Raw genomic sequence first — 23,875 nt, 5'->3', positions numbered from 1 at the left:
AGATTTCGGACCAGACCGTTTGGATGCTGGCCGTTCGCGATGCGCGCGACAAGGCTGCCTTTGCGCGGCTGTTCGATTTCTACGGTCCGCGCCTGAAAGGGTTCGTCATGCGGGGCGGCATGGATGCGGCCCTGGCGGAAGAGATTGTGCAGGATGTGATGCTGACGGTCTGGCACAAAGCCGCGCAGTTCGATCCGGAACGGGCGCAGGTCTCGGGCTGGATCTACCAGATCACCCGCAACCGCCAGATCGACACGATCCGCCGCACGGGCCGCGCGATGCCCGAGGAGTTGAAGCACGAAGACGAGCACGAGCCGGATGCCGGGCAGGTGCTGGCGATGGAACAGGAAGCCGGAAAGTTGAAACAGGCGCTCGGCCGCCTAAAACCAGATCAGCGCGCGATGATCGAGAAAGCCTATCTGGGCGATCTCACACATCAGGAAATCCGCGAACAGACAGGGTTGCCACTTGGCACCATCAAATCCCGCATCCGGCTTGGGTTGGAACGGTTGCGGCACGAGTTGAAAGAGCTGCGAGAGCCATGAGTAACATTACCCATCACATTCCCGAGCCGATGCTTGCGGCCTATGCCGCCGGTACCCTGCCGCCGGTTTTTGAGACCGTCGTGGCCACCCATGTGTCGATGTGCGCGGCCTGCCGGGCCGGGATGCAGGCCCATGAGATTGCGGGCGGTGCGGTGCTGGAAGCGGGGGACGGGGCCGATCTGTCCGACGCTCTGAAATCGGATGTGCTGGCGCTGCTGGACGGGCCCGCGCCCGAAGATCGCCCCGCGCCCAAGCGCAAGGGCATCTATCCCGGTCCGGTGATGGCGGCTTTGAAAAACCGCGAACCGCGTTGGAAGAGCCTCGGCATGGGCGTGCGCCAGTCGATCCTCATGGACGGACCGGACGGCAGCCTGCGCTTGCTGCATATCCCGCCGGGCCGCGCGGTGCCCGATCATGGCCATAACGGGATCGAGATGACCCTGGTCCTGCAAGGCAGCTTCGCCGATGAAACCGGCACGTTTGGCGTCGGCGATCTGGAGGTCGCGGACGAAGAGCTGGAACACACACCCGTCGCGGGCGAGGGCCTGCCCTGCATCTGCCTGGCCGCAACGGACGCGCCCCTGCGGTTCCGCACGCTGATGCCGCGCCTGTTGCAGCCCCTGTTCCGGATCTGAGATCGTAGGGTGGGCAGTGTGCCCACCTTCCCAACTACCCCCTGAGCCGAATATCCGCCGTCCGCGCATGGCCTTCCATGCCTTCCAGCCTGGAAATCCGCGCCGCCGCTTCCGCGACCGGCCTTGCGCCTTCCTCGGTGGCCCGCTGCCAGGTCACGGTTTTCAGGAACTTGTGGACGGACAGCCCGCCCGTGTACCGTGCTGCGCCCGATGTGGGCAGCACGTGATTTGGCCCTGCGCATTTGTCGCCAAAGGCCACGGTGGTTTCTGCCCCCAGAAACAGCGAGCCATAGACCCGCAGCCGATTGAGCCACCAATCCAGCCCCTCGGCCTGCACATGCAGATGCTCGGGCGCATAGTCGTCGGCCACCCGCGCCATCTCCTCGAAACTGTCGCACAGGATGATCTCGCCATGGCGCGCCCAGGCCTGCCTTGCGTTTTCCGCATTGGGCTCGGGCAGCGTCTCGATCAGGCCCGGCACCATCGCCAGCACGCTCTGCGCCAGCGTCGCGTCATTCGTCACCAGCCACACGGGTGAGTTATAGCCATGCTCTGCCTGACCAACCAGATCCCAGGCCACGGTCTCGGGATTGGCCTTGGTATCGGCGATGACCATGCTGTCGGTCGGCCCCGCCACCATGTCGATGCCGATGGGGCCGAAAAGCTGCCTCTTCGCCTCGGCCACATACTGATTGCCCGGCCCCACCAGAATATCCGCCCCCGGCAGGCCGAAATGTCCATGCGCCATGGCCGCCACCGCCTGTACCCCGCCAAGCGCCAGGATTGCGTCGGCGCCCGCGAGGTCCATGGTGAAGACAATGGCATCGGGGATGCCCTGACCGGGCTTGGCCGGTGAGGTCGCGGTGATATGCGGCACGCCCGCGACCTTCGCCGTAGTGATCGTCATCAGGGCCGATGCCACATGCGCATAGCGCCCGCCCGGTACGTAGCATCCCGCCGCCGAGACCGGGATCAGCTTCTGCCCCGCCACCAGCCCCGGCGCCAGTTCGATCTCGCAATCCGTGACCGAGGCGCGCTGTGCTTCTGCAAAGCGGCGGATATTGTCATGGGCATAGCGGATGTCCTCTTTGACCGCGTCGGGCACGCGGGCGATGGCGCGGGCGCGGTCTTCGTCCGATAGCAGGATATCGCCCTCCCACTTGTCGAATTGCGCTGCCATGCGGCGGACTGCGGGTTCGCCTTCGGTCTCGATCACCCGCAGCATCAGGGCGACCTGATCGGACAGGTCCCGGTTGTCCTGAAGATCGGGCGCGGCGGCCTGCTTGATATAGGAAATCCCCATGTGCTGCGCTCCTGCACAAAGCTGAATTACCCTCTCTGAATGCGGGTGAATCCGGTTTTCGTCAATGAAATTAGTATTTTAGGACGTTCATTTCGATTTCTTGAAATCGCGGTTTTCGGGCCTCGAAAGGCAGTGCTGAAAAAGCGCGCGCCTGCTCAAAAGAAAATTTCACTTTCCTCCCAAGGAACGCGGCTTAGGCTGCGTCCAAGGAAAGACATGCGCATGAGTGTAACGGATCAGGATCTGGCCCTTGCGGCCGCCGGTGGCGACGAAGCAGCGTTCGAAGCGCTGCTGTCGCGCAACTATGACCGGCTGTTCGCGCTCTGCTTCAGACTGACTGGATCGCGGGCCGAGGCCGAGGATCTGACGCAGGATATCTGCGCCGTGCTGCCCGGAAAGCTCGCCAGCTACCGGGGGCAGGCGCAGGTGACGACATGGCTCTACCGGGTGGCCGTCAACGCCGCGACCGACCGCCGCCGCCGCGCTGCCGCCCATGCCCGCGCCGCCCAAGGCTGGGGCGATTGGGAAGTGAACCGCCGCAAGGCTGCCGCTGAAGAGAGCGAACAGGTGGCGTGGCTCTACCGCGCCATGGCGCAGCTCTCGGACACGTTGCGCGACACGCTGGCGCTGGTGCTCGACGACCTGACCCATGCCGAGGTGGCCGAGATCCTGGGTGTCTCCGAAGGCACGATCAGCTGGCGCATATCCGAGGCCAAGAAGGCGCTCGCCCGAATTCGAAACGAGGAGGAGTCGACATGACCCCCCGCAAGGATGACTTCGATCTGGACGACCTGAGGTCGGCCATGACAGCGGCCACCCCGGCCGCCGATCCCGCACGCCGGGCCGAAAATCTGGCCCTGGCGAAAAAAAATTTCCAAACGGCCCAAGGATCGCGGACCGAGGCCCGTCAAAGCTCTGATCGTCCCCAAACGGGGGGCTTTTTCAAAGGAGCTTTTGACATGCTGATTTCCCGCACTGCCCTTGGCGGATTGACCGCCACCACCGCCATCGTTGCCGTTGGCTTCCTGTTTCTCAGCCCGCAGGGGCAGAACCTGCTGCGCCCGCCCGCAGACAGCGGCCCCGTGATCGTGGAGCCGGAGGTTGTTCTGGGCGTGGACCGCGAACAGGCACAGGACACCGGGGCCACCCAGGACGGGGATCTCGCCGTGAGCGAGACCGCGGAAGAAGACGCACCGGAAGAGGACACACCCGTCGTCCTGCGGGATGCCGAGCGGGTCGAAATCGCACCGGTGATCCTGGCCGAGCCCATGGCCCCGCCGTCACCCGCCCCGACCGACGGGCTCTTCTCCTTGCATTCCAGCGGTAATGCAGCGGGCGGGGCCGTCCAGCAGCAGGGCTATGGCAACAGCGCCGTTCTGAATTCACGCGGCGCAACGCCGGGGTATGTCGGTGGCATTGTCGCCTCGCCCGATATCGTTGCCCCGCCTCCGGCCGATACCGAGGAATACGCCAACGACGACGACAACCCGCTGCGCGTCGTGGCCGATGACCCGGTCTCGACCTTCTCGATCGACGTCGACACGGCCTCCTGGTCGCTCCTGCGGTCCTCGCTCAACCGTGGCCAGATGCCCAACCCCGACGCCGTGCGCATCGAGGAGATGATCAACTATTTCCCCTATGATTACGCCGCCCCCGATGCCGACGACATCAGCCCGTTCCGCCCCACGGTGAACGTGTTCGAGACCCCGTGGAACCCCGATACCCGGCTGGTGCGCATCGGCTTGCAGGGCGACCTGCCTGCCATCGAGGATCGCCCGGCCCTGAACCTCGTCTTCCTGATCGACACCTCCGGCTCCATGAACGACCCGTCGAAGCTGCCACTTCTGATCCAGTCCTTCCGCCTGATGCTGGACCGGCTGGACCCCGAGGACGAGGTCGCCATCGTGACCTATGCGGGCTCTGCGGGCGTGGCGCTCGACCCGACGCCTGCCAGCGACCGCGACGCGATTGAGACGGCGCTCACCCGTCTTCAGGCCGGTGGCTCCACCAACGGCGCGGGCGGGCTGCGCGAGGCCTACCGCCTGGCCTCCGAGATGTCGGAGGAGGGTGAGGTCAGCCGCGTCCTGCTGGCCACTGACGGTGATTTCAATGTCGGCATCTCCAACCCCGATGAGCTGACCGACTTCATCGCCGACCAGCGCGACAGCGGCACCTATCTCTCCGTCCTCGGCTTCGGACGCGGCAACCTGCAGGACGACACGATGCAGGCGCTGGCCCAGAACGGCAACGGCACGGCCGCCTATATCGACACGCTGAGCGAGGCCCGCCGGGTGCTGGTCGACCAACTGGCCGGTGCGCTCTTCCCGATTGCCGATGACGTCAAGATCCAGGTGGAATTCAACCCCGCCGTGATCGCCGAGTACCGGCTCATCGGCTACGAAACCCGCGCGCTGGCGCGCGAGGATTTCAACAATGACGACGTGGACGCAGGCGAGCTTGGCGCGGGCCATTCCGTCACGGCGCTCTATGAGGTCACCCCCGTCGGCAGCCCCGCCCGCCTGACCGATCCGCTGCGCTACGCCAGCGACACGCCAGAGGCCGAAGCCGCCGACCATTCCGACGAATTGGGCTTCCTGCGCCTGCGCTGGAAGGAACCGGGCGCGGAAGAAAGCGAGCTGATCGAATTCCCCATCGAGATGACCGACAGCCCGGACCCGGAAGCTGCCTTCGCCGCCGCCATCGCAGGCTTCGGCCAGCTGCTGCGCGGCTCGGACTTCCTCGGCGACTGGACCTATGCGGATGCCATTGCGCTCGCCAATGCCAATCGCGGCGAGGATGAGTTTGGCTACCGGTTCGAAGCGGTGCAGCTGATGCGCCTTGCCGAAAGCCTCGACGCCGACTGAGGCCCCGCGAACACGGCGCGGAGCCTACGAGCAGCCTGTCCCCCCGCTTCTTCGCGCCGGAACCCCGGAGGATGTCCCGCCTCCGGGGTTTCTCTATTGCTGGATCGTCGCCAGATAGCCGGCGAGGGCCTGCAGCTCCTCGGCCGAATGACGCGTCCCCCAGACCGGCATGGGCGATCCATGGGCCCGCACATCCTGCCGCCCGTCGATGATTGCAATCACCTCCTCCATCGGAAAACTGCCGCCATTGACGGCGGACAGCGTGGTCAAATCGGGCGCAGAAGCCCCGGGCCCGGACCCCGCATGGCACAGAAGACAGGCGTCGCGATACACCTGTTCGGGGCCGGATGGAGCTTCTGCAGGGCTCTGGCACCCGGCGGTCGCAATGACACTCATCAGAATGGGTAGGATTGTTTTTCCTCTGGCAATCATTCTCCTGCCTCCTCCATATCGGGTCCGATGAAAGTGACGGTGGCAATTCCCTTGTTGCACGACAACGATCTTTCACCGTCACCCAAACCGCACCTTCAGCTCGACCACGCCGGCCTATTGTTGAATAGCGGCCAGATAGGCCGCAAGATCCCGAACCTCCGGGCCTGTCAGGATCGCGCCCCAGACCGGCATGGGCGATCCATGGGCACGCAGATCCGAACGACCGTCGATGATCCGGGTCACGCGGGCCATCGGAAACCGCCCGCCGTTCCTCGCTGCCAGCTCCGTCAGGTCGGGCGCTTGTGGGCTGCTGCCCGGCTCATGACAGGTTGCGCAGGTTGCCCGGTAGAACATTGCGCCCGTCCCCGCATCCGGCGCGTGTTGCTGGCAGGCAGTCAGGGCCACAAGGGCCATGGCGGCGGGTATCGAACGGCTGACCATCGGACCGGGGCCTCCCTCGGCTGCGCGGCTTTCGATTGACAATGCCAAGCAGCCCGCGTTCAGGCAACCTTTTTCCTCTTTCATCTTGGTGACAAATACCTCGGGGGAGTCGCCGTCAGGCGACGGGGGCAGCGCCCCCATGAACGCTCTTGCAAGAGCGTTCCCACCTACAGCTTGTCGCGCAGGGAAAACCACAGCATCGCCAGCACCAGAAGCGGCCAGCGCATCGCCACCCCACCGGGAAAGCGTGGTGTCGGAACCGATGCCATCACATCAAACCGTTCGGCCTGCCCTGCAATTGCCTCGGCGGCGATCTGACCGGCCAGCGTCGCCATCGCGACCCCGTGGCCGGAATAGCCCGACAGGCTCAGCACATTGCCCGCGACCCGCTCGAAATGCGGCATCCGGTTCATGGTGATGCCAAGCGTGCCGCCCCAGCCATGGGTGATCGCGACGCCCTTGAGCTGCGGAAAGATCTCCTCCAGCGGCTGTCGCACCGCGCCCTTGATATCGCGGGGGAAGCGGTAGCGATAGCTTTCGGTGCCGCCAAAGAGCAGCCTGTGATCGTCGGAAAAGCGGAAATAGTTCACCACGAACTTGCTGTCCGCCACCGCGTGATTGCCGCGAATGATCTCTTCCTGCCGCTCGGGGCCAAGCGGCTCCGTCGCCACCACGTAATTGTTGATCGGCATGACCCGCGCCGCGACCTGTGGCACCAGATGGCCCAGATAGCCATTGCAGCCAAGCACCACGTGGCGCGCGGTGACCTGTGCTTGATCTGTCACCAGCCGGGCAGGGTTGCCCTCTTCCAGCCGCTCAACCTTCGACATCTCGAAGATCCGCGCCCCCGCGCCGCTGGCCAGCCGGGCTAGGCCAAGTGCCAGTTCCAGCGGGTCGATATGGCCCGCGCCCATGTCGATGGTGCCGCCGTGATAGGCCGGGGAATTGACCAGCCCCCGCAACGCCTCCCGATCCAGCGCGCGGATCTGGTCATAGCCATATTCGTTTTGCAGCTTTTCCGCGTAGGCCACGTAATCGGGCACATAACGCGCCCGGTGCGCGGCATGGATCACGCCGGGATGGAAGTCGGCATGGATCTCGTCGCGGCTCGCGATTTCGCGCACCAGATCGACGGACTGGTTGGCGATATCCCACAGCGCGCGGGCGCTCTCGCGCCCCACCATGGCCTCCAGCTCATCCTGCTCCAGCCGCTGACCCTGTCCGACCTGCCCGCCATTGCGCCCGGACGCGCCGGACCCCACGCGGGACGCCTCCAGCAGCACAACATCATAGCCGCGCATTGCCAGATGCCAGGCGGCGGAGAGCCCCGTGAACCCACCACCCACCACGGCCACGTCGCAGGTGATCTCGCCCGTCGCCGTGGAAAACCGGGGCAGGGGGGTGGCCGCATGGGCGTAGAAGGACGGGGGGTATTCCCCCGGCCTGTCATTGACGGTCAGCAGGTCCATGGGGATCAGGCGCTTTCCAGCAGCCCCCGCTCCTTGACGATGGCATAGGTCTCGTCCAGCGCCTTGGTGGCCCGCGCGATCAGCGTGTCGATATGATCGGGCGTCATCACCAGCGGCGGTGAGATGATCATCCGATCCCCCACATGGCGCATCACCAGATTATTGGCGAAACAGCGGTCGCGCGCGATCAGCCCGACGGTGCCGGCGGGTGCCTTGAAGGCCGCGCGCTTTTCCTTGTCGGGGGTCATCGCGACCGAGCCCATCATGCCGACGATCTTCGCCTCGCCGATCAGCGGATGCTCGACCATCTTCTCCCATTTCGCCTTCAGGTAGGGCCCCACCACGTCGCGCACATGGCCGACGATGTTTTCCTCTTCCATGATCCGCAGGTTTTCCAGCGCTACGGCGGCGGCCACGGGGTGGCCGGAATAGGTGTAGCCATGGTTGAAATCGGCAGACCCGATCACCTCGGCCACCTCGTCGCACAGGATCGAGCCGCCAATCGGCGCGTAGCCGGAGCTCAGCCCCTTGGCGATGGTCATGATATGGGGGCGGATATTCACGGTCTGCGATCCGAACCAGTTGCCGGTGCGCCCAAAGCCGCAAATCACCTCATCGGCAATCAGCAGGATGTCATACTTGTCGCAGATGCGCTGCACCTCGGGCCAGTAGCTGTCCGGCGCTACGATCACGCCGCCCGCGCCCTGCACGGGTTCGGCGATGAAGGCCGCGACGCGGTCCTCGCCCAGTTCCAGGATCGCCTCTTCCAGCTCACGCGCACGCTTCAGGCCGAACGCCTCGGGGGTCATGTCGCCGCCCTCGGCCCACCAGTTGGGCTGGCCGATATGGTGGATATTCGGGATGGGGATGCCGCCCTGCGCATGCATCGCCGCCATGCCGCCAAGCGAGGCCGCGCCCACTGTGGACCCGTGATAGGCGTTCTTGCGGCTGATGATGACGTTCTTTTCCGGCTTGCCCTTGAACTGCCAATAGGTCCGCACCAGGCGGATATTGGTGTCATTGGCCTCGGACCCGCCGGCGGCAAAGAAAGTGTGGTTCAGATCGCCCGGCGCCAGCTCTGCCAGCTTTTTCGACAGCGCGATCACCGGCACATGGGTGGTCTTGAAGAAGGTGTTGTAGAAGGGCAGTTCGCGCATCTGGCGCGCCGCCACCTCGGCCAGCTCGTCACGGCCATAGCCGATATTGACGCACCACAGCCCCGCCATTCCGTCGAGGATCTCATGGCCGTCGCTGTCGGTCAGCGTGACCCCGGTGGCGCGGGTGATGACCCGGCTGCCTTCCTGTCCGAGCGCGGTATTGGCCGAGAACGGGTGCACGTGGTGGGCCGCGTCGAGCGCCTGCAATTCTGCCGTCGGCATGTGGTTGCTGATCATGTTCATTGTCTTCTCTCTCCCATCAGACCGTCAGACGTTCAGCAGCAGGTGCTGTCTTTCCCACGGTGAAATCTCTCGTTGGTATTCTTCATTCTCGGCACGCTTGATATCGCCGTAAAGCTGGCAGAACTCCTCGCCCAACACGGCGCGGATCTCCTTGGCCTCCTCGAAGATGTCCAGCGCCTCGCCGAGGCTGACCGGCAGCGATTCCTCCGCGTCCCAGACCTCGACCTCGACGGCGGGGCGCGGCTCCAGCTTGTTCATCATTCCCAGATAGCCCGCCGCCAGCGAAGCGGCGAAGGCGAGGTAGGGGTTGCAATCCATGCCGGTCACCCGGTTTTCCACCCGCCGGCCATCCGGGCCGGAATGGGGAATGCGCAGGCCGGTGGTGCGGTTGTCGCTGGCCCATTCCAGATTGGACGGCGCGCTTTGACCCTCGACCGTGATACGGCGATAGGAATTCACGTAAGGGGCCAGCAGCGGCACCAGTTCCATCAGGTATTTCTGCGACCCGCCGATAAAGTGGTGGAAGATATCGGACGGGCTGCCATCCTTGTTCGAAAAGATGTTCTTGCCGGTTTTGATATCGACCACGCTTTGGTGCAGATGCATGGCGCTGCCCGGCTCGTCGCGGATCGGCTTGGCCATGAAGGTGGCGAAGATGCCGTTCTTCAACGCCGCCTCGCGGATCGAGCGCTTGAAATAGAACACCTGGTCGGCCAGCCACAGCGGATCGCCATGCAGCAGGTTGATCTCGATCTGTCCGGCACCGCCTTCCTGGATCACCGTGTCGATGCGGAACCCCTGATCCTCGGCATAGTCGTAGATCGTGTCGATGACCGGCCCGTATTCATCCACGGCGGCCATGGAATAGACCTGACGGCTGGCGCCCTTGCGGCCCGTGCGGCCCAGAGGCGGCTGGATTTCCTCGTTCGGGTCGGTGTTCGGCTTGGTCAGGTAGAATTCGAGTTCCGGCGCGACCACGGGTTTCCAGCCCTGCGCCTTGTAAAGATCCAGAACCCGGCGCAGCACGTTGCGCGGGGCGATGGCCAGCGGCGCGCCCTCGCGGGTGCCCAGATCGCAGATGATCTGAAGGGTCGGGTCATCGGCCCAGGGCACGGCGGTGGCGGTGGACATATCGGGCGTCAGCACCACGTCGCGTTCCAGCCACTGGTTCTCGATCTCCATATCCACATATTCGCCGGAAATGGTCTGGTAGAAGAGCGAGATGGGCAGGAAGAAGGTTTCATCGGGGCGGAACTTGTAGGACGGCATCGCCTTGCCGCGCGAGGTGCCCGCGAGGTCGGGGATGATGCATTCCACCTCTTCCAGAGATCGCCCGTCCAGATATTCAAGGAAGGCTTCGGGCAGATCGGCGATCCAATCCGCCTCGGATTTCGCTTTACGGGGCGTTCTCATGTTGTCCTGCCGCGGTGGTGGTTCGGTAAAGGCCCGGTTCGGGTGCGGCCGCAGTGTCGCGGACCCCGTCCGGTCGCCTGTTGGCAGAATATGATCAAAAATTCGAGTCTGTCAATCGGGCTGTCACGGAGGTTTCGCCGTGCCTACGACACGTCGACCCGCCGGGGGGATCCTCCCCCGTCGCCATTGGGCTTGAACCAATGGCGCATCCAATGGCGACCCCCTGAGGTATTTGAGCCAAGATGAAAAGGATTTATTAAGGAAAAGCGCCGTTTCGGGCGGTCCTGTCTGCACAGGGGGTGTACGGGGGGTGTACGCCCGGTGCACGGGGGGTGCCGGGGTGTTTTCGGGCTCAGTTGCCCAGGGCCTGGGTCATCAGGTCGAGCCCCTGCTGGATGTCGTCTTCGATGGCGCGGGCGGCAGCGGTCGGGTCGCCCCGGCGCAGGGCCTCGATGGTTTCGGAATGCATGTCGGGCAGGTTCGAGGTGCCGAACCGGCCGCTGACCACGCGCAGCGAAGGGCCGAATTGCAGCCAGAGAGAGGTGACGATCTTGCGCAGGATGGGGGTGCCCGCCATGTCGTAGAGCGCGAAATGAAAGCGGAAATTGCTTTCAAGATAGGCCTCGATATTGCCGGTTGCGATGGCCTGATCCACCTTTGCGTCAAGGGCTTCGAGCAGGATGATGCCCTCTTGCGTGATCTTCTCGGCGGCCAGTTGCGCCATCTTGGGCTCCAGCGCGAAACGGGCGTAGTAGATTTCGTCGATGCGTTGCGGCGACAGTTGCGGGACACAGACCCGCCGGTTGCCAAGCGCCTCCAGCGCGCCCTCGGCAGTCAGCCTGCGGATCGCCTCGCGCACCGGCGTGACACCCGCCCCAACCGCATCCTTGAGCCCCAGAATCGTGACCCCCTGACCCGGCAGAACCTCGCCGAACAGAATCATGTTGCGGATCTTTTTGTAGATCGCCTCATGTTCAGGCAGTTTCGGATCACTTGCAGTCACGGCGCGGGCCTTTCATGATGAAATCCTGGTCATGGTTACCCGATCTGGCGGGTTTGGGGAGTGATTCTCACAAAATTCTTGCGCCGAATCGGGTTTTTGATCAAATAAAAAAGAAATCACTCAATCCAACGGGAGAATTTCGGATGTCTAACAGGGTACTCATGCTGGCGGCTGCGGGGTCGATGATCGCGCTCTCGGCGGCGGCAGAAGAAGTGCGGGTCTACAATTGGTCCGACTATATCGACGAGGCACTTCTGGCGCAGTTCGAGGAAGAGACGGGCTATGACCTGATCTATGACGTGTTCGATTCCAACGAGCTTCTGGAAACCCGGATGCTGGCCGGTGGGTCGGGCTATGACGTGGTTGTCCCCTCGGGTACCTTCCTGCAGCGCCAGATCGAGGCGGGCGCCTTCCAGCCGCTCGACTATGACCAACTGCCGAACTCGGCGAATATGTGGGACGTGATCAGCGAGCGCACCGCGCGCTATGACCCCGGCAATATCTACGCCATCAACTACATGTGGGGCACGACCGGGATCGGTGTGAATGTGGACCGGGTGCGTGAGATCCTGGGCGAGGACGCGCCGCTCGCCTCACTCGATCTGATCTTCAACCCGGAGAACATGGAACGTCTGGCGGAATGCGGCGTCTATTTCCTCGACGCGCCGACCGAGATGATCCCTGCCGCCCTGACCTATATCGGGGAAGATCCCGACAGCCACGACCCGGATGTTCTGGAACTGGCGGAGCCGGTGCTGACCGCCGTGCGCCCCTATGTGCAGAACTTCCACAGCTCGGAATATATCAACGCGCTGGCCAATGGCGATATCTGCGTGGCCTTCGGCTGGTCGGGGGATGTGTTGCAGGCGCAGGCCCGTGCGGTTGAGGCCAATAACGGCGTGAACATCGCCTATAACGCCCCGACCGAGGGTGCGATGATGTGGTTCGACATGATGGCGATCCCGGTCGACGCGCCGAACCCGGCGGGCGCCCATGCGTTCCTGAATTTCATCATGGACCCCGAAAACATGGCCGCCGCGTCGAACTATGTGTTCTATGCCAATGGCAACCTCGCCGCTCAGGAATTCCTGGTGCCTGAGGTGATCGGCGATCCGGCGATCTATCCGGATGAGGCGACGCTGGCCAATCTCTACAGCACCCGTCCCTATGACGCGCGCGTGCAGCGTCTGGTGACCCGCATGTGGACCCGGATCAAGTCGGGCACCTGAGGCCTGTCTTGAACCATACAATCATCGCGCCCGGTGACTGCACCGGGCGCGATGCCCCGCACGGGCCAAGGAGCCATCATGAAACCCGCCGCCAAACCTGCCGAGTTCGCCCCGTGGCTGGACCCGAACGAAACGCCCCTGATCCGCTTTGACGGGGTCACCAAGCGCTTCGGCGATTTCACCGCCATCGACGACATCGACCTCAAGATCTACCGCAAGGAATTCTACGCGCTGCTCGGGCCATCGGGTTGCGGCAAGACCACCCTGATGCGGATGCTGGCGGGGTTCGAGACTCCGACCGAGGGCACGATCACCATCGGCGGGCAGGACATGAAGGGCATTCCGCCCAATCGGCGCGAAGTGAACATGATGTTCCAGTCCTATGCGTTGTTCCCGCATCTGTCGGTCTGGGACAACATCGCTTTCGGGCTGAAACGCTCGAAGATGAGCAAGGAAGAAATCCCCGAGCGGGTGAAGGAAATGCTCCGCCTGACCCGGCTGGAGAAATTTGCCAAGCGCAAGCCGCACCAGATTTCCGGCGGTCAACGGCAGCGCGTGGCGCTGGCCCGGTCACTGGCCAAGGCGCCGAAACTGCTGCTGCTCGATGAACCGCTCGGCGCGCTTGACGCGAAGCTGCGCCAGCAGACCCAGTTCGAGCTGATGGATATCCAGGAAAAGACCGGCACCACCTTCGTGATCGTGACCCACGACCAGGAAGAGGCGATGACCGTGGCCAGCCGCGTGGCGGTGATGGACAATGGCAAGGTCATCCAGGTCGACACGCCCGCCCGCATCTACGAGACGCCCAATTCCGTCTATGTGGCCGATTTCATCGGCGATGTGAACCTGATCACCGGCAACGCCACGCTGAAGGATGAGGGCCTTGCCGCCCTGTCCTGGGCGGAAGGCCAGCCCGAGATCATCGGCACGGCGGGCGAGGGGCTGACGGCGGGCAACGCCACCTTCGTGATCCGGCCAGAGAAAGTGGCGATCAGCGCCGAGCGGCCCGAGGGCATGAACAATGTCGTGCAGGGCCGTATCCATGACATCGCCTATCTGGGCAACATCTCCACCTACCATGTGGCGCTGCCCGACGGCACGCTGATGAAAGCGCAGGCTGCCAATAACCGGCGGCTATCACGGCGCAGTTTCACCTGGGAAGACGAGGTCTGGCTGTCCTGGACGGACACCGCCGGCCTTGTGTTGGCCGGTTAGGGGGGCATCATGAACCTCGCCCGCCGCACCCTCATCGGAATCCCCTATCTCTGGCTTCTGCTGCTGTTCCTTGTGCCCTTCGGGATCATCTTCAAGATCTCGCTGTCGGATTATGCGGTCTCGATCCCGCCCTATACGCCGACGCTGGACCTGTCCGAAGGCTGGCAGGGCATCCGCGACTTTTTTGCTGCGCTGGACTGGGAAAACTATGTCTTCCTGACCGAGGATGACCTCTATTGGCGGGCCTACCTCTCGTCGCTGAAGATCGCCCTGATCTCGACTTTCCTGACACTTCTGGTGGGCTATCCGATCGCCTATGGCATGGCGAAAGCTGCCCCGGAATGGCGGCCGATGCTGATGATGCTGGTGATCCTGCCGTTCTGGACCAGCTTCCTCATTCGCGTCTACGCCTGGATCGGCATACTGTCGACCGAGGGCTATCTGAACCAACTGCTGCTGTGGATCGGCATCATTTCCGACCCGCTGCAGATCATGAACACGCCCACGGCGGTCTATATCGGCATCGTCTACACCTATCTGCCGTTCATGATCCTGCCCATCTACGCGACGCTGGAACGCATGGATGACAGCCTGCTGGAAGCGGCCGAGGATCTGGGATGTTCGCGCCTGTCGGCCTTCTGGATCATCACCCTGCCGCTGTCGCGGTCTGGCATCATCGCGGGCAGTTTCCTGGTCTTCATCCCGGCCCTTGGCGAGTTCGTGATCCCCTCGCTTCTGGGCGGGTCGTCCACGCTGATGATCGGCAAGGTGCTGTGGGAGGAATTCTTCTCGAACCGCGATTGGCCGGTGGCCTCTGCGGTTGCCATCATCCTGCTGCTGATCCTCGTGATCCCCATCATCCTGTTCCAGAAGAACCAGGAAAAGAACCAGGAGGCCGACGCATGAGACGCTTTTCCTGGTTCAACGCAACCGCGCTGACGGCGGGCTTTGCCTTCCTCTACATCCCGATGATCATCCTGGTGATCTACAGCTTCAACTCCTCGCGGCTGGTGACGGTCTGGGCCGGGTTCTCGACCCATTGGTATGGCGAGCTGTTTCGCGATCAGGCGTTCCTTGACGCGGCCTGGGTGACGCTGCGGGTGGCCTTCGTGTCCTCGTCCATCGCCACGATCCTGGGCACCATGGCGGCCTATGTGCTGGTGCGCGGCGGCAAGTTCATGGGGCGGACGCTGTTTTCGGGCATGATCTACGCGCCGCTGGTGATGCCAGAGGTGATCACCGGCCTGTCGCTGTTGCTGCTGTTCATCTCGATTGGGCTCGACCGGGGGATCGTCACCATCATCCTCGCGCATACGACCTTCTCGATGTGCTACGTGTCGGTGGTGGTGTCCTCGCGTCTGGTCAGCTTTGACCGGTCGGTCGAGGAAGCGGCGCTCGATCTGGGCTGCACGCCCTGGGATGCGTTCAAATCCGTCACCCTGCCGCTCATCGCGCCCGCTGTCATCGCCGGCTGGCTCCTGGCCTTCACCCTGTCGCTGGACGATCTGGTGATCGCGTCCTTCACCGCCGGTCCCTCGGCCACCACGTTGCCGATCAAGATCTTCTCGTCGGTGCGCCTTGGCGTCAGTCCGGAAATCAACGCGCTGTCGACGATCCTCATCCTCATCGTGACCATCGGGGTGATCTCTGCCTCGCTGGTCAGTAAACGCCGGATCGTGCAGCAGCAGCGCGACGAACAAATGGCGGAACAGGCACAGCAATGAACCAGGAATACGAGGCCTATTGCGCAGCGCACGGGCGGCCCGAGCGCATCGAGCTGATGCTGTGCGATATCAACGCGGTGTTGCGCGGCAAATGGCTGCCGGGCGATGCCATCGGCAAGCTGGAGGCGGGCACCGTTCGCCTGCCCTATTCCACCTATGCGCCCGCGATCATGGGCAACGAGGTGGAGGCAACCGGGCTTGGCATCGTTGTGGGTGATCCTGACGGGGTCCTGGTGCCCGTGCCCGGCACATTGTGCCCGGTGCCGTGGATGCCCGGCAATGTGGCGCAGCTTCAGGTGGAAATGCTGACGCCAGAGGGCGGGGCCAGCCCGATTTCTCCGCGCGAATTGCTCAAGAACATGCTGGAACGCTTCAAGGAGCGCGGCTGGCATCCGGTTGTCGCGACCGAGCTGGAGTTCTACATCCTGCGCCCGCGCGAACGTGGCGACGACGCGCCCATACCGCCTGCGCGCACCCCCATGGCCCAGAATTACGATCTGGAGGTCGTCTCGCGGCAAGAGGCGATCCTGACCGAGATCCTCAATGCCTGTGAAACGCAAGGTCTGGAGACCGATACGCTGATCGCCGAATACGGGCCCGGTCAGTTCGAGGTGAATTTCCACCATACCGACGACGTCCTGCGCGCCGCCGAGACCGCGATTTTCTTCCGCCGTCTGGTGCGCGGGATCGTGGCGCGGCACGGGATGGAAGCCACCTTCATGGCCAAACCCTATGCGGATGCGCCGGGCAACGGGATGCATGTGCATTGCTCGATCATTGATGATGAGGGCAACAACATCTTCACCCCCGAACCCGGTCAGACCGGCCCCTCGCCGGTTCTCAAACAGGCGGTGGCAGGCGTGCTGGACACCATGGCCGATCTTCAGGTGATCTTTGCCCCGCATATGAATTCCTACCGCCGGTTCCAGCGGATGAGCTTCGCGCCCTCCGGCCCCGATTGGGGGCTCGACAACAGGTCCGCCGGGGTGCGCCTGCCGGAGATCGGCGGCAAGGGCGCGCGGCTGGAACATCGGATCGCCGGGGCCGATGTGAACCCCTATCTGGTGCTGACCGCGATCCTGGGCGGCATTTTGCACGGCATCGACACCGACCCCGAGCTGCCGCCGTCTCTGGATGAACCGGGGGCAGAGCCTGCCGATCCCCTGGGCCATGACTGGTTCGATGCGGTGGAACGGTTCGCGGAGTCCGACCACGCGGCGGAGATCTTCGGGGAGGAATACCGCTTCGTCTACACCGCCGTGAAAAACGATGAGGTTCAGACCCTGACCAGCCTGATCACGCCCGTGGAATACCGCTACTATCTGAGCCGCCTCTGACCCCATGCGCCGCCTCTATGAACCTATGGCCTACGGGCCGGACCCGATTGCGCAAAGCTTCTGGCCCACCACGGTGGACGAGGTGCCGGAGCATTCCCCGGTTGAGGGTGCGCATGAGGCGGAAATTGCCATCATCGGCGCGGGCTTCACCGGCCTGAATGCCGCGCTTGCCCTGGCCGAGGCGGGGCGTGACGTGGTGGTTCTGGAGGCCGAACAGCCTGGATGGGGCGCCTCTGGGCGCAATGGCGGGTTCTGCTGCTTGGGCGGGGCGAAGGCGGGGCCGGCCCAGTTGCTGAAGCGGTTCGGCGAGGCGGACACGCGGGCCTACTACCACACCGAACGGGCGGCGGTGGATCATGTCGCGGCGCTGCTCGACCGGCACGGGATCGAGGCCGACACCCATTCAGACGGCGAAACCCTGCTGGCCTTCCGGCCAAAGGATATCGCTGTGCTGAACGGGCTGGCCGAGGAGATGCAGCGTTTCCAGCAGGTGACCTGCGAGTTGATCCCGCAGGAGGCCCTGGCCGAACGGGGCTTTGCCAGCCCCGAGTTCCACGGCGCGTTGACCACGCCCATTGGCTTCGCGCTCAACCCGATGAAATACGCGCTTGGGCTGGCCCGCGCGGTTGCCACTGCCGGGGGGCGGATTTTCGGCGGCTCCCCGGTGACGCGCATCGGGTCGGAGAACGGGCGACACGTGCTGACCATGCCACAGGGCAGCGTCACGGCGAAAACGATGATCGTGGCGACGAACGGCTATAGCTCTGACGATCTGCCCGGCTGGCTTTCGGGGCGCTATCTGCCGGTGCAGTCCAACGTTCTGGTCACCCGCCCGCTGACGGAGGATGAATTGGCCGCTCAGGGCTGGACCAGCCTGCAGATGTGCTATGACACCCGCCACCTGCTGCATTATTTCCGCCTGATGCCTGACCGCCGGATGCTGTTCGGTCTGCGCGGCGCGATGAAGACAACGCCCCGCGCCCATGCCCAGACCCGCGCCATCGCGCGTGCCGATTTCGAGCGGATCTTCCCCGAATGGCGGCATGTGGAGACCCCACATTTCTGGTCGGGCCTTCTGGCGCTGGCGCGCGATCTGGTGCCCTATGCAGGCCCCATCGAGGGGATGGACAACGCCTGGACGGCCATGTGCTACCACGGCAATGGCGTCGCCATGGGCAGCTATGCCGGGCGGCTTCTGGCCGCGCAGATCCTTGGCGAGGGGCCAGCCACACCCGCCCCCTTGCGTTCCGTCCCAGGACGGTTTGAACTGGGTCGCTGGCGGCGCGCCGTGCTGCCCTTCGCCTATACGTTTTACGGCCTACAGGACCGGGGATAAGAGATGAGCAAGACACCCGTGATCGGCATTCTGGAAACCGGCCGCCCACCCGAGCATCTGGCGCCGGAACATGGAAATTATCCTTCCATGGTAAGGGATTGGCTGGACTTTCCCGAAGCGGACTACATCAGTTTCGCGGCGCTCGATGGCGAGTTGCCAGCCGACCCGCGCGCGGCTGACCTCTGGATCATCACCGGCTCGCGTTTCGGGGTTTACGAGGGGCATCCCTGGATCGCCCCGCTGGAGGGGTTCGTGCGGGCCTGCCGCGATGCGAGTGTGCCGATGGTGGGCATTTGCTTCGGCCATCAGGTGATCGCGCAGGCACTTGGCGGCGATGTCGGGAAATCCGACAAGGGCTGGGGCCTGGGCGTGCATGACTACACGCCTCGTGACTGGCCCGAAGCGCTTGGCCAAGCCCCTGAAAAGATTGCCATTCAGGCCTATCACCAGGATCAGGTCTTCACCCCGCCCGTAGGGGCTGAAACGATTGCCAGCAGTCCGTTCTGCGAACATGCGGCGCTGTGGTATCCCGGTTTCGCGCTGACCGTTCAGGGCCACCCGGAATTCGGCAAACCCTACACGCAGGCGCTTCTGGAAAGCCGCCGGGGCACGGTGCTGAAACCTGAGGAGGTGGATGTTGCGCAGGGCTCCATGGGCAAGGATGTGACACGGGCGGACCTCGCGCGGATCGTGCGGGACCACCTGCTGCCGGCAAGGTAATGAGCGACGCGGAAGCCATCGCTGCGAACCGCGCGGCCTGGGATCATTCGGCGCAGCATCACCGGGGCAATGCGGAGTGGCAGCGGCTGGTGGCGGGCTTTGCCGATCCCGGCTTTTCGTGCTTTGACGCGACCGCGACGCAGGTTCTTCAGGCCGTTGATGTGGCAGGGAAATCCTGCGTTCAGATCGGCTGCAACAATGGCCGCGAATGCCTGTCGCTGAAGGCGCTCGGGGCGGGCCGGGTTCTGGGGATCGACCAGTCACGGGCCTTCCTCGATCAGGCGCGGGATTTGGCCGCGCTCTCTGGGCGCGAGGTCGCGTTTCTTTGCGCTGATATCCATGATCTGCCCGATGGGGTAGGGCAGTTTGACCGCGCGCTCATCACCATTGGCGTTCTCAACTGGATGCCGGATTTGTCGAAGTTTTTCAACGCGGTGGCAGGGTTGATTGCGCCCGGCGGGGCGCTGGTGATCTACGAGACCCACCCGTTTCTGGAAATGTTCGACCCCGATGCCGCGGACCCGTTCACGCCCGCGATCAGCTATTTTCCATCGGGTCCCGACGTGGCGGCGGAAAGCATCACTTATGACGGCAGCGTGCCCGAGGATGAGGCGCCGGTCAGCTACTGGTTCGCGCACAGGCTTGGGCAGGTGATCAGCGCCGTGGCGGGGGCGGGGCTGAGGATCGAGCGGTTGGAGGAGTACCCCCACTGCAACCGGGAGGTGGCCTATGAGCAGTACGAAAACCGCCCCGCGCAACTGCCGCTGTGCTATGTTCTGACGGCGCATAAGACAGCCTGAAAACAGGGGGGTGCCATGCGTACACCCCCTGTACACCCCCCGTACACCGGGCGTGCAGACGAAACGCCTGTTCCGGGCGGGGGACGGCTGTTCGAACAGCCGTGAAAAGATCCTTCGAAGGATCTTCCCCGCGCCCTGCCTCAACGGTTTGCGATCTCCTCGGCCAGCCAGTCGCGCAGCGCAACGAGCGGCGGATACTCGGCGCCTGCTTCGGGCCAGACCAGGTAGTAGGACCCAAACCGCCCGGCCTGCGATTGCGGCAGCGGCACCAGAGCGCCAGAGGCCAGTTCCCCCCCGATAAGAAAGCGCGGCACCAGCGCCGCCCCAAGCCCCTGTTTGGCCGCCTCGATCATCGTCGCGAACTGGTCGAACTGCACCGCCACCCGATCCTCTGCCCCGAGCCCATGCGCCATGAACCAGCGCCGCCACGCCCCCTTGCGGCTTTCGATCTGAAGCCGGGGCAGGGGGGCGACATCCGACGGGGTTTCTACCTTGCGGCCCGCCAGTAGCACGGGGGCGGCGACGGCGACGTTTTCCTCCTCCATCAGCTTCAGGAACCCCGCGCCGGGCCAGTCGCGCTGGCCGAAATGGATCGCTGCGTGGAAGTCCTCTCGCGCGAAGTCGAACGGGTGGGTGCGGGTGGCGAGGTTCACGGTCACACCGGGATGGGCGGCCATGAATCCGGGCAGGCGCGGGGCGAGCCAATAGGTGCCGAAAGCGGGCAGGATCGCGAGGTTCAGCAGGCCCCCGTGCGGGTTGGAGCTGAGCGACAGGGTGGCGCTGGCGATTGTGGCGAGCGCCCCGCGCAGCTCCTTTGCATAGGCCGCGCCCGCCGGGGTCAGGGTGAGGCGCTGGCGGTCGCGGATGAAGAGGCGTTGCCCGAGCCGCTCCTCCAGTTTCTGCACCTGACGGCTAACGGCGCCTTGGGTCAGGTCAAGCTCGGCCGCGGCCTGCGTGACCGAGCCAAGGCGGGCCACGGCCTCAAAGGCTGAAAGCCAGGGCAGTGGCGGAAGAAAGCGGCGTGACAAGCTCATTCCGTTTTGTAATGAGTATCTGCCGGAATGTCGATGGATTGTGCTGCTTCTCTGCGCTATCCCATGCGAAATCGTCAAAAAGGTTCTCTGTGATGACTGATTTCCGCCGCTCCCGCCGCGCCAGCAACCTCGCCCTGTCCGAGATCGTGCGCATTTCCGAGGCCGCCCGCGCATTGCGCGCCGAGGGGCGCGACGTGCTGACCTTCGGCACCGGCGAGCCGGATTTTCCGACGCCGGGGCCTGTGATCGAGGCCGCGCATGAGGCCGCGCTGCATGGCGAAACGACCTATCCGCCGACCCAAGGCACGCCCGCGCTGCGCAAGGCGATTGCTGAAAGCGCCGGGTTTGCCGCCGATCCGGGCGAGGTCATCGTGTCCACCGGCGCCAAGCAGGTGATCGCCAACGCCTTCCTTGCCACGCTCGATCCGTGCGACGAGGTGATCCTGCCCGCGCCCTATTGGACGAGCTACGCAGATATCCTGACGATTTGCGAGGCGGACCTGGTCGCGCCGCCATGCGGGGCGGAAACGGGCTTCAAACTGACGGCGGAGGCGCTGGCCGCCGCGATAACGCCGAAAACCCGCTGGCTGCTGCTCAATAATCCCGGCAACCCGTCCGGGGCGCTCTATTCCAAAGCCGATCTGGAAGCGCTGGCCGAGGTGCTGCGCGCCAACCCGCATGTCTGGGTGATGGCCGACGAGATCTATGAGCATATCGCGTTCGACCCCTTTACCTCGTTCCGCAACGCGGCCCCCGATCTGTCGGATCGCACGCTGGTGGTGAACGGGGCCTCCAAGGCCTATGCGATGACCGGCTGGCGGCTTGGCTGGGGCATCGGGCCTGTGCCGCTGATCAAGGCGATGACGGCGGTGCAGGGCACGTCCACCTCCGGCGCGTCCTCGATTTCACAAGCCGCGGCGCTCGCCGCTTTGACCGGCCCACAGGACCTGCTGGCTGAGCGCTGTGATGCCTTCCGCGCCCGGCGGGACATGGTGGTTGCGGCGTTGAACGCGATCCCCGGCATCGAGTGCCCCAATCCGGGCGGGGCGTTCTATGTCTTCCCCTCCTGCGCGGGGCTGATCGGCACGCGCCGCCCGACGGGCGAGGTGATCGAAACCGATGCCGATGTCTGCGACTACATCCTGAGCGCCGAGGCCGTGGCGCTGGTGCCGGGCCGCGCCTTCGGGCTGCCCGGGCATTTTCGCCTGTCCTACGCCTATTCCACCGATGACCTGACCGAAGGCCTTGCGCGGATCGCCCGCGCCGTGGCCGCCCTGACCTGAGGAGACACCCGATGAGCCTGAAAGCCAAAGACCGCCCCGACCTGAGTTCCTTCCAGTGGGACGATGCCTTGATGCTGGAAACGCAGCTGACCGAAGACGAGCGCATGCTGCGCGACGCGGCGCGGGAGTTTGCGCAATCCGAACTGCAGCCGCGCGTGATCAAGGCCTATGCCGAGGAAACCGTCGCGCCGGAGCTCTTCCCGCTGATGGGGCAGGCGGGGCTTCTGGGCGCGACCCTGCCCGAGGAATATGGCGGGCTTGGCGCGAACTATGTCACCTACGGCCTGATCGCGCGTGAAATCGAGCGGGTGGATAGCGGCTATCGCTCGATGATGTCGGTGCAGTCCAGCCTCGTGATTTATCCGATCTATGCCTATGGCTCCGAGGAGCAGCGGCAGAAATACCTGCCGGGGTTGTGCTCCGGCGAGCTGATCGGGTGCTTCGGCCTGACCGAGCCCGATGCCGGGTCGGACCCTGCGGGCATGAAGACGCGGGCCGAGAAGACCGACAATGGCTATCGCATCAGCGGCTCGAAAATGTGGATTTCCAACGCGCCGATCGCCGATGTCTTCGTGGTCTGGGCCAAGTCCGAGGCGCATGGCGGCAAGATCCGGGGCTTCGTGCTGGAAAAGGGCATGAAGGGGCTCAGTGCCCCCAAGATCGCGGGCAAGCAGTCGCTGCGGGCGTCTGTCACCGGGGAAATCGTGATGGATGGCGTGGAAGTGGGCGAGGACGCGCTGCTGCCGAATGTGCAGGGTCTCAAGGGGCCGTTCGGGTGCCTCAACCGGGCGCGCTATGGCATCGCTTGGGGCGTGATGGGCGCGGCGGAGTTCAGCTGGCACGCGGCGCGGCAATATGGGCTCGACCGCAAGCAGTTCAACAAGCCCTTGGCGCAGACGCAGCTTTTCCAGAAGAAGCTGGCGGATATGCAGACCGAAATCACGCTTGGCTTGCAGGCCGCGCTGCGCGTCGGGCGGTTGATGGACGAGGCGCAGGCGGCGCCCGAGATGATCAGCCTGATCAAGCGGAACAATTGCGGCAAGGCTCTCGATATCGCGCGGATGGCGCGGGACATGCATGGCGGCAACGGAATCTCCGAGGAGTTTCAGGTCATTCGTCACATGATGAACCTTGAAACGGTGAACACCTATGAGGGCACCCATGACGTGCACGCGCTGATCCTTGGCCGCGCGCAGACAGGGTTGCAGGCGTTCTTCTGAACTTTTGGCGACATCGTCCGGTAAATGACCCGGGGCGCGGCAAGACTGCGCCCCGGGTTTTCTGTTTGAAGGAGGGAGGTCCGGGGGCAAGCGTCGGCCAAGAGAATGTCGGGGGACCGGAGACCGGACCAGGACCGGCGCAGACAGGAGCGCGCGGCTGGCTCACCATGGGCCGAGCGGCTCGATCCGCATCGGTTCGGCTGGAGGTCCCTTGCTGCGCAAGGCCACCGAGTCGCCCGTTCCTGAGGTGATTCACGGGCGCAAATCCCATGATCTGTGGATAAGTTTGTGGATAGCGCAAGATATGGGGGTGCGAGTCGGGTGGCGTGTGCTGCGGGGGGTCATCTGCGCCACTGTTAGCGGCAGTCAGTGCGGGTAGCGTGTCTGGTAATATATTGATTTTGTTGAGATATTTCACCTTCTTCAAAAAACTTTCGAGAAAGGTGTAAAAAGCGCTTGCGGGTTTTGTTTG

The 23,875-nt window shown here is 64.1% G+C and carries 22 protein-coding genes; 14 read left to right on the top strand and 8 right to left on the bottom strand.

Features of this window, described 5'->3' with window-relative positions; translation table 11 throughout:
- The first annotated feature begins 23 nt into the window (after positions 1 to 23).
- Positions 24 to 545: a sigma-70 family RNA polymerase sigma factor gene (locus EP237_RS16935; RefSeq protein WP_127562138.1), complete on the top strand. Its 522-nt coding sequence runs from the start codon at positions 24 to 26 to the stop codon at positions 543 to 545.
- The gene (locus tag EP237_RS16930) at positions 542 to 1,180 is read left to right on the top strand and encodes a ChrR family anti-sigma-E factor (protein WP_127562085.1); all 639 of its coding nucleotides are present in this window, start codon (positions 542 to 544) and stop codon (positions 1,178 to 1,180) included. The genes EP237_RS16935 and EP237_RS16930 overlap by 4 nt, the downstream gene beginning before the upstream one ends.
- A 34-nt stretch (positions 1,181 to 1,214) precedes the next feature.
- On the opposite strand, the gene hisD is transcribed toward EP237_RS16930, so the two are convergent.
- The gene (gene hisD / locus EP237_RS16925) at positions 1,215 to 2,483 is read right to left on the bottom strand and encodes a histidinol dehydrogenase (protein WP_127562084.1); all 1,269 of its coding nucleotides are present in this window, start codon (positions 2,481 to 2,483) and stop codon (positions 1,215 to 1,217) included.
- A gap of 222 nt (positions 2,484 to 2,705) precedes the next feature.
- Between hisD and EP237_RS16920 the strand changes: the two genes are divergently transcribed.
- Complete coding sequence (locus EP237_RS16920) at positions 2,706 to 3,242, top strand: RNA polymerase sigma factor (protein WP_164744744.1); 537 nt, start codon at positions 2,706 to 2,708, stop codon at positions 3,240 to 3,242.
- Positions 3,243 to 3,442: 200 nt separating this feature from the next.
- Positions 3,443 to 5,347 (top strand): vWA domain-containing protein, encoded by a 1,905-nt coding sequence (locus EP237_RS16915; protein WP_420812532.1) that lies wholly within the window; start codon positions 3,443 to 3,445, stop codon positions 5,345 to 5,347.
- Between the two features lie 93 nt (positions 5,348 to 5,440).
- On the opposite strand, the gene EP237_RS16910 is transcribed toward EP237_RS16915, so the two are convergent.
- From EP237_RS16910 to EP237_RS16885, 6 genes are all read right to left on the bottom strand, one after another.
- Positions 5,441 to 5,743 carry a c-type cytochrome gene (locus tag EP237_RS16910; protein ID WP_240661677.1) on the bottom strand — a complete coding sequence of 101 codons (303 nt, stop codon included), beginning with the start codon at positions 5,741 to 5,743 and terminating at the stop codon, positions 5,441 to 5,443.
- A 150-nt stretch (positions 5,744 to 5,893) separates the two neighbouring features.
- Positions 5,894 to 6,304, bottom strand: coding sequence for a c-type cytochrome (locus EP237_RS16905; RefSeq protein WP_240661676.1), 411 nt, complete (start codon positions 6,302 to 6,304; stop codon positions 5,894 to 5,896).
- Positions 6,305 to 6,387: 83 nt separating this feature from the next.
- Positions 6,388 to 7,689 (bottom strand): NAD(P)/FAD-dependent oxidoreductase, encoded by a 1,302-nt coding sequence (locus EP237_RS16900; RefSeq protein WP_127562080.1) that lies wholly within the window; start codon positions 7,687 to 7,689, stop codon positions 6,388 to 6,390.
- A gap of 5 nt (positions 7,690 to 7,694) precedes the next feature.
- Positions 7,695 to 9,089, bottom strand: a complete 1,395-nt coding sequence (locus EP237_RS16895; protein WP_127562079.1) for an aspartate aminotransferase family protein — start codon at positions 9,087 to 9,089, stop codon at positions 7,695 to 7,697.
- Between the two features lie 24 nt (positions 9,090 to 9,113).
- Positions 9,114 to 10,502 (bottom strand): glutamine synthetase family protein, encoded by a 1,389-nt coding sequence (locus tag EP237_RS16890; RefSeq protein WP_127562078.1) that lies wholly within the window; start codon positions 10,500 to 10,502, stop codon positions 9,114 to 9,116.
- A gap of 352 nt (positions 10,503 to 10,854) precedes the next feature.
- The gene (locus EP237_RS16885; protein WP_127562077.1) at positions 10,855 to 11,505 is read right to left on the bottom strand and encodes a GntR family transcriptional regulator; all 651 of its coding nucleotides are present in this window, start codon (positions 11,503 to 11,505) and stop codon (positions 10,855 to 10,857) included.
- Between the two features lie 143 nt (positions 11,506 to 11,648).
- On the opposite strand from EP237_RS16885, the gene EP237_RS16880 reads away from it, so the two are divergent.
- From EP237_RS16880 to EP237_RS16845, 8 genes are all read left to right on the top strand, one after another.
- Positions 11,649 to 12,734 (top strand): polyamine ABC transporter substrate-binding protein, encoded by a 1,086-nt coding sequence (locus tag EP237_RS16880; protein ID WP_127562076.1) that lies wholly within the window; start codon positions 11,649 to 11,651, stop codon positions 12,732 to 12,734.
- A gap of 78 nt (positions 12,735 to 12,812) precedes the next feature.
- Positions 12,813 to 13,949, top strand: coding sequence for an ABC transporter ATP-binding protein (locus tag EP237_RS16875; RefSeq protein WP_127562075.1), 1,137 nt, complete (start codon positions 12,813 to 12,815; stop codon positions 13,947 to 13,949).
- 9 nt (positions 13,950 to 13,958) lie between these two features.
- Positions 13,959 to 14,855 (top strand): ABC transporter permease subunit, encoded by an 897-nt coding sequence (locus EP237_RS16870; protein ID WP_127562074.1) that lies wholly within the window; start codon positions 13,959 to 13,961, stop codon positions 14,853 to 14,855.
- Complete coding sequence (locus tag EP237_RS16865) at positions 14,852 to 15,673, top strand: ABC transporter permease (RefSeq protein WP_127562073.1); 822 nt, start codon at positions 14,852 to 14,854, stop codon at positions 15,671 to 15,673. The genes EP237_RS16870 and EP237_RS16865 overlap by 4 nt, the downstream gene beginning before the upstream one ends.
- Positions 15,670 to 17,010: a glutamine synthetase family protein gene (locus EP237_RS16860; RefSeq protein ID WP_127562072.1), complete on the top strand. Its 1,341-nt coding sequence runs from the start codon at positions 15,670 to 15,672 to the stop codon at positions 17,008 to 17,010. The genes EP237_RS16865 and EP237_RS16860 overlap by 4 nt, the downstream gene beginning before the upstream one ends.
- A 4-nt stretch (positions 17,011 to 17,014) precedes the next feature.
- Complete coding sequence (locus tag EP237_RS16855) at positions 17,015 to 18,346, top strand: NAD(P)/FAD-dependent oxidoreductase (protein WP_127562071.1); 1,332 nt, start codon at positions 17,015 to 17,017, stop codon at positions 18,344 to 18,346.
- Between the two features lie 3 nt (positions 18,347 to 18,349).
- Entirely contained in the window at positions 18,350 to 19,066 is a 717-nt protein-coding gene (locus EP237_RS16850; protein WP_164744743.1) for a type 1 glutamine amidotransferase, read from the top strand.
- Positions 19,066 to 19,866 (top strand): class I SAM-dependent methyltransferase, encoded by an 801-nt coding sequence (locus EP237_RS16845; protein WP_127562070.1) that lies wholly within the window; start codon positions 19,066 to 19,068, stop codon positions 19,864 to 19,866. Before EP237_RS16850 ends, EP237_RS16845 begins: the two co-directional genes overlap by 1 nt.
- A gap of 140 nt (positions 19,867 to 20,006) precedes the next feature.
- Here the strand turns inward: EP237_RS16845 and EP237_RS16840 are convergent, their stop codons facing one another.
- Positions 20,007 to 20,900, bottom strand: a complete 894-nt coding sequence (locus EP237_RS16840; protein ID WP_127562069.1) for a LysR family transcriptional regulator — start codon at positions 20,898 to 20,900, stop codon at positions 20,007 to 20,009.
- Between the two features lie 92 nt (positions 20,901 to 20,992).
- Between EP237_RS16840 and EP237_RS16835 the strand changes: the two genes are divergently transcribed.
- Positions 20,993 to 22,183 (top strand): pyridoxal phosphate-dependent aminotransferase, encoded by a 1,191-nt coding sequence (locus EP237_RS16835; RefSeq protein ID WP_127562068.1) that lies wholly within the window; start codon positions 20,993 to 20,995, stop codon positions 22,181 to 22,183.
- Between the two features lie 11 nt (positions 22,184 to 22,194).
- The gene (locus EP237_RS16830; protein WP_127562067.1) at positions 22,195 to 23,403 is read left to right on the top strand and encodes an acyl-CoA dehydrogenase; all 1,209 of its coding nucleotides are present in this window, start codon (positions 22,195 to 22,197) and stop codon (positions 23,401 to 23,403) included.
- The last annotated feature ends 472 nt before the right edge of the window (positions 23,404 to 23,875 follow it).

Origin of the sequence: Nioella ostreopsis (genome assembly GCF_004000255.1) — a bacterium.
GTDB classification, from domain to species: Bacteria; Pseudomonadota; Alphaproteobacteria; order Rhodobacterales; family Rhodobacteraceae; genus Nioella; species Nioella ostreopsis.
This window is presented reverse-complemented; position numbering and strand designations above follow the sequence as displayed.

Coding starts and splice junctions, on each gene's coding strand:
- EP237_RS16935 (WP_127562138.1), top strand. CDS start 24: ATGCTGGCCGTTCGCGATGCGCGCGACAAGGCTGCCTTTGCGCGGCTG.
- EP237_RS16930 (WP_127562085.1), top strand. CDS start 542: ATGAGTAACATTACCCATCACATTCCCGAGCCGATGCTTGCGGCCTAT.
- hisD (WP_127562084.1), bottom strand. CDS start 2,483: ATGGGGATTTCCTATATCAAGCAGGCCGCCGCGCCCGATCTTCAGGAC.
- EP237_RS16920 (WP_164744744.1), top strand. CDS start 2,706: ATGAGTGTAACGGATCAGGATCTGGCCCTTGCGGCCGCCGGTGGCGAC.
- EP237_RS16915 (WP_420812532.1), top strand. CDS start 3,443: ATGCTGATTTCCCGCACTGCCCTTGGCGGATTGACCGCCACCACCGCC.
- EP237_RS16910 (WP_240661677.1), bottom strand. CDS start 5,743: ATGAGTGTCATTGCGACCGCCGGGTGCCAGAGCCCTGCAGAAGCTCCA.
- EP237_RS16905 (WP_240661676.1), bottom strand. CDS start 6,304: ATGAAAGAGGAAAAAGGTTGCCTGAACGCGGGCTGCTTGGCATTGTCA.
- EP237_RS16900 (WP_127562080.1), bottom strand. CDS start 7,689: ATGGACCTGCTGACCGTCAATGACAGGCCGGGGGAATACCCCCCGTCC.
- EP237_RS16895 (WP_127562079.1), bottom strand. CDS start 9,089: ATGAACATGATCAGCAACCACATGCCGACGGCAGAATTGCAGGCGCTC.
- EP237_RS16890 (WP_127562078.1), bottom strand. CDS start 10,502: ATGAGAACGCCCCGTAAAGCGAAATCCGAGGCGGATTGGATCGCCGAT.
- EP237_RS16880 (WP_127562076.1), top strand. CDS start 11,649: ATGTCTAACAGGGTACTCATGCTGGCGGCTGCGGGGTCGATGATCGCG.
- EP237_RS16875 (WP_127562075.1), top strand. CDS start 12,813: ATGAAACCCGCCGCCAAACCTGCCGAGTTCGCCCCGTGGCTGGACCCG.
- EP237_RS16870 (WP_127562074.1), top strand. CDS start 13,959: ATGAACCTCGCCCGCCGCACCCTCATCGGAATCCCCTATCTCTGGCTT.
- EP237_RS16865 (WP_127562073.1), top strand. CDS start 14,852: ATGAGACGCTTTTCCTGGTTCAACGCAACCGCGCTGACGGCGGGCTTT.
- EP237_RS16860 (WP_127562072.1), top strand. CDS start 15,670: ATGAACCAGGAATACGAGGCCTATTGCGCAGCGCACGGGCGGCCCGAG.
- EP237_RS16855 (WP_127562071.1), top strand. CDS start 17,015: ATGCGCCGCCTCTATGAACCTATGGCCTACGGGCCGGACCCGATTGCG.
- EP237_RS16850 (WP_164744743.1), top strand. CDS start 18,350: ATGAGCAAGACACCCGTGATCGGCATTCTGGAAACCGGCCGCCCACCC.
- EP237_RS16845 (WP_127562070.1), top strand. CDS start 19,066: ATGAGCGACGCGGAAGCCATCGCTGCGAACCGCGCGGCCTGGGATCAT.
- EP237_RS16840 (WP_127562069.1), bottom strand. CDS start 20,900: ATGAGCTTGTCACGCCGCTTTCTTCCGCCACTGCCCTGGCTTTCAGCC.
- EP237_RS16835 (WP_127562068.1), top strand. CDS start 20,993: ATGACTGATTTCCGCCGCTCCCGCCGCGCCAGCAACCTCGCCCTGTCC.
- EP237_RS16830 (WP_127562067.1), top strand. CDS start 22,195: ATGAGCCTGAAAGCCAAAGACCGCCCCGACCTGAGTTCCTTCCAGTGG.